This window comes from Stenotrophomonas maltophilia (genome assembly GCF_047497515.2).
In the GTDB taxonomy this organism is placed as follows: Bacteria; Pseudomonadota; Gammaproteobacteria; order Xanthomonadales; family Xanthomonadaceae; genus Stenotrophomonas.
In genome coordinates this window covers 172,109-184,393 of record NZ_JAXAXL020000006.1, presented here as the reverse complement: position 1 = coordinate 184,393, position 12,285 = coordinate 172,109, and the positions used below count along the sequence as shown (strand labels likewise).

Sequence of the window (12,285 nt, the reverse complement as noted above, 5' to 3'; positions counted from 1 at the left end):
GGGGGGGGGGGGGACCGTTGGTCCGCACACCCCTCACCCACGCATGGCGTGGCAGAGCATCCACGCATGGCGTGGATCTACTTCTTTGCGGCGGCCTTCTTTACCGCCTTCTTTGCCGCCTTCTTCACCGCTTTCTTGGCCGGGGCCTTCTTGGCTGCGGCTTTCTTCGGGGCCGCTTCCTTCTTCACCGCGGCCTTCTTGGCCGGTGCCTTCTTTGCGGCGGCCTTCTTGGCACCGAAGCCCTTGCGCACCGGCTTGCCGGTTTCTTCCATCAGCTGCTGTACTTCGGCCAGGGTCAGCGATGCCGGCTCGCGATCCTTGGGGATCTTGCCGTTCATCTTGCCGTCGCTGATGTAGGGGCCGAAGCGGCCGTTCAGCACCTGGATGTCGCTGCCTTCGAATTCCTTGATGATCCGGTTGCGCGCGATCTCTTCCTTCTCTTCGATCAGGAACACGGCGCGGGCCAGGTCGATGGTGTACGGGTCGTCTTCTTTTTTCAGCGACGCATAGGTGCTGCCACGCTTGGCAAACGGGCCGAAGCGGCCGATGCCGACGCTGACCGGCTCGCCCTTGTCCTCACCCAGCGCGCGCGGCATCAGGAACAGTTCCAGCGCGTCTTCCAGGGAGATGGTGTGCATCGACTGGCCGGGGCGCAGCGAAGCGAACTTCGGCTTCTCCTCGGCGTCCTCGGCCGTGCTGCCGATGGCGGCATACGGCCCGAAACGGCCCAGGCGCACGCTCACCGGCTTGCCGGTCTTGGGATCGGTGCCGAGCTCGCGCGCGCCACTGGCCTCGGCGCGGTCGACCGATTCCTTCTTGTCCTCGACCAGTTCCTTGAACGGTTCCCAGAAACGCGACATCAGCGGGATCCACTCTTCCTCGCCACGCGAGACCGCGTCGAGCTCGTCCTCAAGCTTGGCGGTGAAGTCGTAGTCCACGTACTGGGTGAAGTGGCTGGACAGGAACTTGGAGACTGCACGGCCGACGTCGGACGGGCGGAAGCTGCGGCCTTCCATTTCCACGTACTTGCGGAACAACAGGGTCTGGATGATCGAGGCGTAGGTCGAGGGACGGCCGATGCCATACTCTTCCAACGCTTTCACCAGCGCCGCTTCGGTGTAGCGCGGCGGCGGCTGGGTGAAATGCTGCTCGGCCTGGATGCGCTCCAGCGGCACGCGGTCGCCCGGCTTCATCGCCGGCAGCTTGCGGCCTTCGTCCTCGTCTTCGGCGCTCTTGTTGTCCTTGCCTTCCTCGTACACGGCCAGGAAGCCGGGCACGACCACGGTGGTGCCGCTGGCGCGGAACACGTGCTCGCTGCCGGCCGACAGATCGACGCTGACCGTGTTGAGCGTGGCCGGAATCATCTGGCAGGCCACCGCGCGCTTCCAGATCAGCTCGTACAGGCGGCGCTCGTCGTCGGTCAGGAACCGCGCGACCTGGGCCGGGGTACGCAGTGCCGAGGTCGGGCGCACCGCTTCGTGCGCTTCCTGGGCGTTCTTCGACTTGGTCTGGTAGGTGTTGGGCTGGTCCGGCAGCGAGGCGATGCCGTAATCACGGGCGATCACGTCGCGGATCTCGGCCAGCGCATCCTGCGACAGGTTCACCGAGTCGGTACGCATGTACGAGATCAGGCCGACGGTGCCTTCATCGCCGATGGCCACGCCTTCGTACAGCTTCTGCGCGACCTGCATGGTCTTGCGCGTGGTGAAACCGAGCTTGCGCGAGGCTTCCTGCTGCAGGGTGGAGGTGGTGAACGGCGGCGCCGGGCGGCGCTTGCGCTCCTTGCTGGCCACGTCGGTGACGTGCAGCGAACCCTGCGCGGCCTGCTGGATGCGCAGGCGCGCCGCTTCAGCGGTGTCGCCGTCGGTGATGGTGAACTGCTCGAACTTCTGCCCATCCAGCTTGATCAGCTTGGCGTTGAAGTGCTGCGACGGGTGCGCGCACTCGGCAGCGATCGACCAGTACTCGCGGGCGATGAAGGCTTCGATCTCTTCCTCGCGCTCGACGATCATGCGCAGCGCCGGGCTCTGCACGCGGCCGGCGGACAGGCCGCGCTGGACCTTGCGCCACAACACCGGCGACAGGTTGAAGCCGACCAGGTAGTCCAGCGCGCGGCGCGCCTGCTGGGCATCGACCAGGTCGCTGGCGATCGCGCGTGGCTGGCTGATCGCTTCCTTGATGGCGCGCGGGGTGATCTCGGTGAACACCACGCGCTGCATCGGCTTGTCCTTGACCAGCCCGCGTTCCTTCAGGATCTCGGCGATGTGCCAGCTGATCGCCTCGCCCTCGCGGTCCGGGTCGGTCGCCAGCAGGATGTCGTCGGCGCCCTTGGCGGCCTTGGCGATCGCATCGACGTGCTTCTCGTTCTTGTCGATGACGTCGTAGTGCATGGCGAACCCGTTGTCCGGGTCGACCGCGCCTTCCTTCGGAATCAGATCACGCACATGCCCATACGAGGCCAGGACCGTGTAGTCCTTGCCGAGGTATTTGTTGATCGTCTTGGCCTTGGCCGGCGATTCGACGATGAGCAGGTGCTTGGGCATGGCAGGAGGGTCTGTGGGGCGAACCGTGGGGAAGGGGCCGCTAGGGTGGAGCAAACGGCCGCATTAGTGAAGCGGCCACGCGCAAATCCATAAGCTGAACGCCCGGTAATGTGCCGGGCGTTCAGGTTTCACCTTATTAGAGGAATCACGCCCGGCCAGCCCGTGTCAAGCAGCCAGGCGTGAGGATGGCCGTTCAGGAGGCCATCTTGGCAATGAAGCCGACCGCGGCCACCAGCAGCACCAGGCCTGCCAGCGCCAGCAGCGCGGTCACCACCAGCACCAGCACGGTGACCGTGCCCAGCTCGCGGCGCTGCAGCTGCGGCTGGTCGGTGTAGGCCCAGCGATCGACCACCAGGGTGTCGCAGATCATGTCGTGCAGGCCTTGCTTGCGCTCGGTGAAGGCCGCCATCAGGAAGCCGATGCCGAGGGTGAAGCTGCTCAGCAGCATGGCCCAGTAACGTCCAAATGCGCGGCCCAGGGTCAGGCGCTCACCGTTGCTGCGCACGACCTTGATGCCGACCGCCATCTTGCCCAGCGTGGCGCCGCCGCGCGAGGCATGGAACCAGGTGTAGTAGGCCATGCCGATACCGAAGTTGATCAGTGCGCTGGTCACCTGCGCGACCACTTCGATGGCCGATTCCCCGCTGCCTGCCGCGCCCATGCCGGCGCCCAGCAGCACGCCGATGATGGCGCCGATGATGGCGCCGGGGATCACCAGCACGAAGTAGTCGATCATGTAGGCCGCCACGCGCTTCCAGAAGCCGGCGTAGACCACTTCACCGCCCACCACCGGCTGCCCATGGCCAGCGCCACCGGCCGCCGCAGGGGCGCTGTAGGGCGAGCTGCTGAGCGCGCCGGTGCCCGGCAGCGGCGCGGTGCCATTGTCGATGGCGGCATAGTCGCCTCGCAGGTCGAAACCGCCGCTGAGGGTGGCCGTGCTGGCATCGGCCAGGGTCTGCAGGCCGAGCTCGTCGACCACCTGGCGCAATGCCGCCCACTGCGCCATGCCTTCGCGCCAGACCAGGGAGTCCAGGCTCAGCTGGCCGCGCTGGAAGCGCTGGCGGATCTCCTCGACCGGCAAGGGCCCCTGGCGTTGCTGTCCTTCTGCGTAATACCACTCAGTCATCGCATATTCCCTGTTGGATCGTCCTTGGAGTTGCCCGCGTGCCTGCGGCTCAGCCGCGGCAGGCGGTGGGCAGGTACTTGTCGTCGCTTTCGCCGCTGCATTCCCAGCGACCGCTGTCGCGATCGTATTCCAGCCACAGCAGATCGCCGTCAATGCTCTTGCCCGGCATGGCCAGCGTCGCCTCGATGCCGCAGTGGCCGTTGTTGAAACGGCCGATGTTCACCGCCGAAAGGCCGACCTGGGTGAAGTCGCCAGCGGCCGGGAAGCCGGCATCGTTGGCGCCCGGGCAGCGGCCTTGCTCATCGGCGAAATGCTGCACCTGGCCCTGCAGCGGGTGCAGGGCATCGGCTGCGGCGGCGACCTTGGCGCGCACGGTGTAGTCGTTGTAGGCCGGCAGCGCGATCGCGGCAAGGATCGCCATGACCGGCACCAGCACAAGCAACAGGCCGCCGCCGATGATGGCGGTCAGCGCGCAGCCGGACAGTTTCTTCTTCGGTGCCGGCAGGGCGGCCGCCGATGGCGGGGTGGTGTAGGGCGTGGAAGCCGGCAGCACCGGCGGCTGCGGCGGTGGCGGTACCGGCTCGGGTTCCGGCTCACCCGGTGCTGCGGGCACGTCCAGCGCCGGCACGATCAGGCCCAGTTCGTCGACCACCGTGCGCAACGGCTGCCATTGCGCCAGGCCGTCGCGCCAGACCAGGGTATCCAGGGAGATCTGGTTGTTGCGGAACAACTCAACCAACTGTTCCGCCGGCAGCGGGCCTTGCTGCCGGTTGCCTTCTGCATGGAACCACTCGCTCACGGGGACGCTCCTGAATGCGCTATGCCCCCAAGTGTACGGTCAGTGCAGGGGTTCTGGCTCGTCCATGAACATCTGCGTTTCCATCCAGGCATATGCCGCTTCGGAGCCGGGCTGGTTGAACAGCACCATCAGCACGACCCACTTCAGGTCGTCCAGGTCCAGTTCGTCCTGGTCCAGGGCCATGGCCCGGTCCAGCACCAGTTCGCGCTGGTCGGCGTCGAGGATGCCGTGTTGTTCCAGATACAGCAGGAACCCGCGGCATTCCACGTCCAGCTTGTCCAGCTCGGGGCCGTGATAGATGCGCACAGGGCCATCGACCCGGGCCTGGGCCATGCTTGGCCGCTGCGCGGCCAGGGCGTCGAGCCAGTCGAACGCCTTGTTGATCTCGGTTGGGCTGAAACCGGCCTGGATCAGGCCGTTCTGGAGCGAATCGCGGTCACGGATCAGGTCCGCATCTTCGCTGAAATAGTGTTCAAACAGGTACAGCAGTACGTCCAGGATGCTCTCTTTCATTGCCCCTCGGCCTGCGTCGCGCGACGCTGTGGAGGTGAAGAAACTAGGGAGTTCGACAGTAGCGGCCGTGTACGCACACCACGATTCCCGCCAGTTCCATGGCCAGCAGCATGGAGGACACCTGTGACGTCGTCAATCCACAACGCGTGATCAGTGAATCCATACCGCTTGGGTTGTGGTCCAGGGCCCGCCACAAGCACTGGTAGTCAGGGTCGTCGGCCCAGCGCGCCGGCAGGAATGCCGGCGGTGCCTGTTCAGTGGGGGTGGACAGCCGCGATTGCAAGGCCGGCAGCTGGTGGCGCAGCGTGGGGGCCAGCAGCTCCAGCACGTCTTCGGCGCGCTCGACCAGCGCCGCACCCTCGCGGATGAGCCGGTGGCAGCCCGCCGCCCGTGGATTGAGCACCGAGCCGGGCAGGGCGCAGACCTCGCGGCCGGCCTCGGCGGCCAGCCGTGCGGTGATCAGCGCGCCGGAGCGTTGCGCGGCTTCGACCACCACCGTGGCCAGCGCCAGCCCGGCCACCAATCGGTTGCGCGCCGGGAAGTGGCCGGGCCGGGCTGGCGTGCCCGGCAGGTATTCGCTGAGCAGCACGCCCTCGGCGACGATCCGGGCCTGCAGCCGGGCATGACTGTCCGGATACACCCGGTCGGGTCCGGTGCCGATGACCGCCACGGTACAGCCGCCGGCGTCCAGCGTGGCCTGGTGGGCGGCCGCATCGATGCCGGCCGCGAGCCCGCTGGTCACGGCCAGGCCCGCTTCGACGAAGCAGCCGGCAAAGCGCGCCGCCAGCGCCCGGCCGCCCGGCGTCGGCGAGCGGCTGCCGACCAGCGCCACCGACGGCCGCCAGGCCAGGCTGGGGTCGCCGGCCACGAACAGTGCCAGCGGTGGGTTCGGAACATCCAGCAGAGGCGGCGGAAAGGCCGGGTCGGTGCAGGCCAACAGGTGATGGTGGTCGTCCTGCAGCCAGCGCAGCGCGGTTGCCCACGACGCCGGGTCGGGGCGCTGCAGTGCCGCGCACTGTTCCGGCGTACAGCCATGTGCACGCCATCCGGCGACGTCGAGCGCGATGGCCGCCTCGGCATCTTCCCCGCTCTGCAGCAGCGCACGTCGTGGCGCCAGCGCGCCGCCCGCCATCACCAGGCGCAGCAGCGCCTCATCCGCATGTCTGGTCATTCCCCACTATCGGCCGGATACAACGAAGGCGCCCTAGGGCGCCTTCGGATGTGCGTGTCAGGATTTGCCGGAGGCGTCTGCCGGCCAGCGGCCGGCACTACCTGAGGCGGCCGGGGTAGCCCGGCAACCGTTATTTCGCATCCGGATGCAGCGCGTTGTACCCCACCCGCACCGGCTTCACGCCCTGCATCACCAGCGCATAGCTGACGTTGTCGAAGGTGCGGAACACCATCGCATGCGCGGCGTACTCGTCCGGGAGCACGACCCGGCCGACGCTGCCGGCGAGCGCATCGTCGGCGCGCGACGAGGTCGGATACTTCATCCGGTCGGCCACATGGCGGCCCGGCCGCCACAGCGAGAACACGGTGCCGTTGTCCACGCCCTGGGCGCGTCCGGCCGAAATCGCGATGACGTCGCGCGGGCCGCCTGCGGTGAACATGTCGGTCACCGCCAGCACGCGGACGTCGACGCCTTCGATGCTGGCCGCCGGTACATGCGGCACGAACTGCAGGTCGTACGGCCTGGCTTCGACGGGAACCAGCCGGTCACCGACACGGACTTCGCGGCCGCCTTCACTCTTGTCCAGCACCAGGGTCGATGCCTGGACCTTGCCGCTGGTGGTCCGGGTGATGGTGCCGGTGGCGATCTGGGCCAGTTCGTAGCCGAGCACGCCGCGGCGGGCGTTGGGGGCGCTGTAGTCCCGCCACAGATTGCCGCTGCCCGGGGTGACCTCGCCGTTGGCGGTCAGGTCTTCGGTCGGCTTGGGCTGCGCGTAGCGCACGGTCGGGCGGACCACGGCCCAGCGCTGGCCCAGCTGGGCCTCGGCCAGGCGCACGTAGACGGCGTGGCCACTGGTCGCGCGCAGGCGTTCTTCTTCCAGGCCGACCACCTGGGGCAGCTGCTGGACGCTGTCGACCACGCTCAGCTGCTTCAGGAACGGCTCGACCTGGGCCAGCGGAATGGCGTCGATCGGGGCATCCTGGCGCGGGCCGGGCTTCGACGCCACGGTCACCCGGTCCAGATAGGCCAGGCTGAGCACGTCACCGGGATAGATCAGGTGCGGGTTGGCGATCTGCGGATTGGCCTGCCAGATCTCCGGCCACAGCCACGGCTTCTGCAGGAAACGTGCGGCGATATCCCACAACGTATCCCCTTTTCGGACCACATAGGTGTCCGGGTGCCCGCCATTCACTTCCACGGCGGTAGCATAGGCAGCCACGGTCAGCATCGCCGCGGCGACGACCGTACGAAAACGAAGCAACATAGGTGTGAAGCCCTGATTCCCCAACAGGTCAGCGCACTATAGTCCAGAAACCGGGGCGCAAGGCAAGCGTTGGAGCTAGAATCTGCGACGTATGCCGGCGTGCCGGCCCCCTATCCGGAAACAGCCATGGCCCTCCTCCCCATTCTCGAGTTCCCCGATCCGCGCCTGCGTACCAAGGCCGCGTTGATCGAAGCCGCCGAAGTCACCACGCCGGCCTTCCAGGAACTGATCGACAACATGTTCCTGACCATGTACGACGCCCCGGGCATCGGCCTGGCCGCCACCCAGGTGGACGTGCACAAGCGCTTCATGGTCATCGACGTCAGCGAAGGAAAGAATGAACCGCATGTGTTCATCAACCCGGAAATCGTCGCCAAGGACGGGGGCCGGGTGTACCAGGAAGGCTGCCTGTCGGTGCCGGGCATCTTCGCCGACGTGACCCGCGCCGACACCATCACCGTGAAGTACCTGGACCGCAACGGCCAGGAACAGCAGCTGGAAGCCGGCGAAGTGCTGGCGACCTGCATCCAGCACGAGATGGACCACCTGGACGGCAAGCTGTTCATCGATTATCTGTCGCCGCTCAAGCGCGAGATGGTGCGCAAGAAGCTGGCCAAGCAGCGCAAGCACGTGGCGTGATCGCCCATCCGGGCCACCCCTCGGGTGGCCCGTGCCTGCGCGACGCGCGCGGGCTGCACGGCGCCGGCCGACGGCGCCTTTTTTTTTCCTGCACGAATCCATCCTGCAAGTGGGGTAGCCATGAGGATTGTCTTTGCCGGTACGCCGGAATTCGCGGTGTCGTCGCTGCGCGCGGCCGCGCGCCACCATGAGGTTGTGGCGGTCTACACCCAGCCGGACCGCCCGGCCGGGCGAGGCCGGGGCCTGGCGCCCTCACCGGTCAAGCTCGAGGCCGTGGCCCGTGGCATCCCGGTCTTCCAGCCGGAGTCGCTGAAGGACGAAGCCGCCCAGCGGCAGCTGCGCGACCTGCAGCCGGACCTGATGGTGGTGGTGGCCTACGGCCTGATCCTGCCCAAGGCGGTGCTGGCCATTCCGACCCACGGTTGCTGGAACGTGCATGCCTCGCTGCTGCCGCGCTGGCGCGGTGCCGCGCCGATCCAGCGTGCGATCCAGGCCGGTGACGCCAAGACCGGCGTTTGCCTGATGCAGATGGAAGCGGGCCTGGATACCGGCCCGGTGCTGCTGCACCAGGAATTGCCGATTGCCGCCACCGATACCGGCGGCCAGCTGCACGACAAGCTGGCCGAACTGGGCGCGCAGGTGCTGTCCGATGGCCTGGGCCTGCTGCGCGCCGGCATCAAGCCGATCGCGCGGCCTCAGCCGGAGCAGGGCGTGACCTATGCGCACAAGCTGGACAAGGCCGAAGCGAAGCTGGACTGGGCGCAGGACGCTGCTGCGCTGGCGCGCACCGTGCGCGCGTTCAATCCGTGGCCGATCGCCGAGGCGACGCTGGCCGGCGAGCGCGTGCGCATCCATGGTGCGGTGGCGCTGGATGAGGCCCACGGCCGGGCGCCGGGCACGGTGCTGGCCGCTGGTCGCGACGGCATCGACATTGCCTGCGGCCAGGGTGTGCTGCGCCTGCGCGTACTGCAGCGCGAAGGCGGCAAGGCGATCACCGCCGCCGACTACCTCAACGCTCGCCGCGACCTGCGCGTGGGGGCATAAGCGGTGTCGAAGCAGAACGATTTCTCCATCGCCAAGGCGGCGCCGGGTGCGGCCACGCGCATGCTGGCCGCGCGCGTGCTGGCACAGGTATTCACCCGGGGCCGCTCGCTGAAGGCCGAACTGGCCTGGGCGCTGCCGAAGCTGGCCGACAGCCGCGACCGTGCGCTGCTGGAAGCACTGTGTTTCGCCGTGCTGCGTCGTCGCAGTACCTATGACGCGGCATTGCAGGGCTGGATGCAGAAGCCGCTCTCGGCGCGTGATGCCGACCTGCGCACCCTGTTGATGGTCGGCTTCGCCCAGCTGGATGTGCTGGAGCTGCCGGCGCATGCCGCACTCTCGGCCACGGTCGATGCTGCCCGCGCACTGGGCCGCGAGCGTCAGGCTGGCCTGGTCAACGCGATCCTGCGCCGCGCGCAGCGCGAAGGTTTCCCGGAGCAGCCCGCGCGTGATGCATTCCCGGAATGGTTGGCTGATGCGATTGAACGCGACTGGCCCACCCAGGCCGAGGCGATCTTCGCGGCCAGCCTGCAGCCGGCACCGCTGTGGCTGCGCGCCAGCCACCAGCACGGCGGTCGCGACAAGGCGTTGGCGACGCTGGCCGAGGCCGGCATTGCTGCCGAAGCGAGCACGCTCAGCGCCGATGCACTGCGTCTGGCCACCCCTGTCGCCGTGAACCAGCTGCCCGGTTTTGCCGAGGGCGCGCTGTCGGTGCAGGACCTGTCGGCGCAGTGCGCCGCCGATGCGCTGGCACCTGCGGCCGGGTCGCGCGTGCTGGATGCCTGTGCGGCGCCCGGAGGCAAGTCGGCGCACCTGCTGGAGCGGGATCCGAGCCTGCGCCTGCTGGCGCTGGACATCGATGCGCGCCGCCTGGCGCGCGCCCGTGACACCTATGCCCGTACCGGCGTCGGTGAACATGCGCAGACCCTGGTGGCCGATGCCAGTGACCCGGGCGCGTGGTGGGATGGTGTGCCGTTCGACGCGATCCTGCTGGATGCGCCGTGTTCGGCCACCGGCGTGATCCGCCGCCAGCCCGATGTCATGTTCCACCGCCGAGCCGAGGACATCGATGCACTGGTCGGCGTGCAGGCGCGCCTGCTGGAAGCCTGCTGGTCGATGCTGCGCCCAGGCGGCGTGCTGTTGTACGCCACCTGCTCGATCCTGCGCGCCGAGAACATCGACCAGGTGCGCGCGTTCCTGAAGTGGCATCCGGACGCCGTGGCCCAGCCCTTGGGTGACGCATTCGGCGTGGATTGCGAAGGCGTGGCACGCCAGCGACTGCCCGGTGACAACGATGCTGACGGTTTCTTCTACGCGCGTCTGCTAAAAGCAGCCTGACCCCGCTGCCGTTTCGAGCCTCATGCTGAAAACCAACGCGTCGCGCCAGACGTGGTTGTTCGTGGTGATGGCCCTGCTGGTGCTGGGGGCCGGTCTCGGTCTCCGCGATCCGTGGCCGTCTGACGAGCCACGCTTCGCGCTGGTGGCCCGGCAGATGGTCGACAGCGGTTACTGGTTGTTCCCGCATCGCGGCACCGAGCTGTATTCGGACAAGCCCCCGATGCTGATGTGGTGGCAGGCCACGCTTTATGGCGTGGTCGGCCACTGGCGCGTGGCGTTCCTGCTGCCTTCGCTGCTGGCCGCGCTGGGCACGCTGTGGTGCGTGGTCGATCTGGGCCGGCGGCTGTGGACGCGACGGGTCGGGCTCTACGCCGGATGGGCGCTGCTGTTCGCACTGCAGTTCACCTTCCAGGCGAAGAAGGCGCAGATTGATCCGCTGCTGGTGCTGTTCATCACCCTGGCCAACTATGGCCTGCTGCGCCACCTGTTGTTGGGCCCGAGCTGGCGCTGGTGGTGGCTGGGCTGGTTCTTCGCCGGCATCGGGGTGATCACCAAGGGCGTAGGCATGCTCGCCCTGCTGATGATCGTGCCGGCCGCACTGGCGTCGGCGCTGCATTGGCCGCGGGTGCGCCTGAATGTACAGGACGTGCGCTTCTGGCTGGCGCCGCTCGCGTTCCTGCTGGCCGTATCGCTGTGGCTGGTGCCGATGCTGACGGCGGGCTGGGCCACCGGTTCGGACGAGTACCGCGCCTATATGAACGACATCCTGTTCCGGCAGACGGCCCGCCGCTACACCCATTCCTGGGACCACCACCAGCCATGGTGGTATTTCCTCGGGGTCATGCCCGCGATGTGGATCCCGCCATTGCTGGCGCTGCCATGGGCGATTCCCGCCTGGCGCCGGCGCCTGCGCCGCCGCGACCCGCGCTATCTGCTGCCGCTGGCCTGGTGGTTGCTGGTCGTGCTGTTCTTCTCGATTCCGCAGGGCAAGCGCGATGTCTACATCCTGCCAGCGTTGCCGATGTTCTGCCTGGTGCTGGCACCGCTGCTGCCCGGACTGTTGAAGCGGCGCGATGTGCAGGGGCTGCTCGCCGCGCTCAGCGCCGTGCTGGCGGCCGGGTTGGCGCTGGTCGGCGGGCTGGCCCTGCTGGGCGATCCGGGGTTCGAGATCCGCCTGACTCATGGGCGCGGGCTGCTGCCCGGTGCCACCGATGCGCTGGCATGGGCGATCCTGGCGATGGGGCTCTGGGGCGGCGTGAGCCTGATCGTGGCTGGCTGGCGACGCGGCCACCTGGCACTGGTCTCGACCCTGACCATGGCGTGGGTGCTGTATGGCCTGGTCGGGTATCCGCTGCTGAATGATTCAAGCTCCGCGCGCGGCCTGATGCGCGAGGTCGGCACGCGGCTGGGGGCCGACGCCGAGCTGGGGCTGGTGGCCTGGAAGGAGCAGAACCTGCTGATGGCCGACCGCCCGGCAGCGACATTCGGCTTCGACAACCGTTGGCATGCGCAGCTGCAGGCGGCGGTGCGCTGGCAGCGCCTGGTCCCCGAACGGCGCTGGCTGCTGGTGAATGACGATGCCATGCAGGGCTGCATCGACCGTTCGCGTGCCGCGATGGCGGGCATCTCCAATCGACGCCGCTGGTGGCTGGTCCCCGCTGCGGCGGTAAGCGGGACCTGCGTACCCACGCTGGCGGAGCTGCAGCGCGAGTACCGCCTGCAGGGCCCTCCCGAAGAGGACTGAACGGACAAGCGACCACATCACCGGCCTGCACCACTCCGGGACCCGGTCTGCCCTAGAATGAGTAATGCTCCCGGCGCTGTGCCGGTATTCCACTACCGAACTGCTGA

The 12,285-nt window shown here is 68.0% G+C and carries 10 protein-coding genes; 4 read left to right on the top strand and 6 right to left on the bottom strand.

Annotated features, from left to right (window positions below):
• Nucleotides 1–77 precede the first annotated feature (77 nt).
• The 6 genes from ACMZPQ_RS11495 to ACMZPQ_RS11470 all read right to left on the bottom strand — a co-directional run bounded on the left by ACMZPQ_RS11495 (nucleotide 78) and on the right by ACMZPQ_RS11470 (nucleotide 7,416).
• A complete protein-coding gene (locus ACMZPQ_RS11495; RefSeq protein ID WP_197582608.1) occupies nucleotides 78–2,543 on the bottom strand; it encodes a DNA topoisomerase I in 2,466 nt (821 codons plus the stop codon).
• Between the two features lie 193 nt (nucleotides 2,544–2,736).
• Nucleotides 2,737–3,669: an RDD family protein gene (locus ACMZPQ_RS11490; RefSeq protein WP_197582607.1), complete on the bottom strand. Its 933-nt coding sequence runs from the start codon at nucleotides 3,667–3,669 to the stop codon at nucleotides 2,737–2,739.
• Nucleotides 3,670–3,718: 49 nt separating this feature from the next.
• Nucleotides 3,719–4,468: a pilin gene (locus ACMZPQ_RS11485; protein WP_197582606.1), complete on the bottom strand. Its 750-nt coding sequence runs from the start codon at nucleotides 4,466–4,468 to the stop codon at nucleotides 3,719–3,721.
• Between the two features lie 39 nt (nucleotides 4,469–4,507).
• A complete protein-coding gene (locus ACMZPQ_RS11480; protein ID WP_197582605.1) occupies nucleotides 4,508–4,981 on the bottom strand; it encodes a DUF494 family protein in 474 nt (157 codons plus the stop codon).
• 43 nt (nucleotides 4,982–5,024) lie between these two features.
• Nucleotides 5,025–6,152, bottom strand: a complete 1,128-nt coding sequence (gene dprA, locus ACMZPQ_RS11475) for a DNA-processing protein DprA (RefSeq protein ID WP_197582604.1) — start codon at nucleotides 6,150–6,152, stop codon at nucleotides 5,025–5,027.
• Nucleotides 6,153–6,282: 130 nt separating this feature from the next.
• Nucleotides 6,283–7,416 (bottom strand): LysM peptidoglycan-binding domain-containing protein, encoded by a 1,134-nt coding sequence (locus ACMZPQ_RS11470; protein ID WP_197582603.1) that lies wholly within the window; start codon nucleotides 7,414–7,416, stop codon nucleotides 6,283–6,285.
• A gap of 126 nt (nucleotides 7,417–7,542) precedes the next feature.
• Here ACMZPQ_RS11470 and def point away from each other — a divergent pair, with 126 nt between their 5' ends.
• The 4 genes from def (at nucleotide 7,543) to ACMZPQ_RS11450 (ending at nucleotide 12,178) form a co-directional block, all read left to right on the top strand.
• Nucleotides 7,543–8,055, top strand: a complete 513-nt coding sequence (gene def, locus ACMZPQ_RS11465; protein ID WP_197582602.1) for a peptide deformylase — start codon at nucleotides 7,543–7,545, stop codon at nucleotides 8,053–8,055.
• A 120-nt stretch (nucleotides 8,056–8,175) separates the two neighbouring features.
• The gene (fmt, locus tag ACMZPQ_RS11460) at nucleotides 8,176–9,099 is read left to right on the top strand and encodes a methionyl-tRNA formyltransferase (protein WP_197582601.1); all 924 of its coding nucleotides are present in this window, start codon (nucleotides 8,176–8,178) and stop codon (nucleotides 9,097–9,099) included.
• Nucleotides 9,100–9,102: 3 nt separating this feature from the next.
• Nucleotides 9,103–10,434: a 16S rRNA (cytosine(967)-C(5))-methyltransferase RsmB gene (rsmB, locus tag ACMZPQ_RS11455; protein ID WP_197582600.1), complete on the top strand. Its 1,332-nt coding sequence runs from the start codon at nucleotides 9,103–9,105 to the stop codon at nucleotides 10,432–10,434.
• 22 nt (nucleotides 10,435–10,456) lie between these two features.
• Nucleotides 10,457–12,178 (top strand): glycosyltransferase family 39 protein, encoded by a 1,722-nt coding sequence (locus ACMZPQ_RS11450; RefSeq protein ID WP_197582599.1) that lies wholly within the window; start codon nucleotides 10,457–10,459, stop codon nucleotides 12,176–12,178.
• Nucleotides 12,179–12,285: the final 107 nt, after the last annotated feature.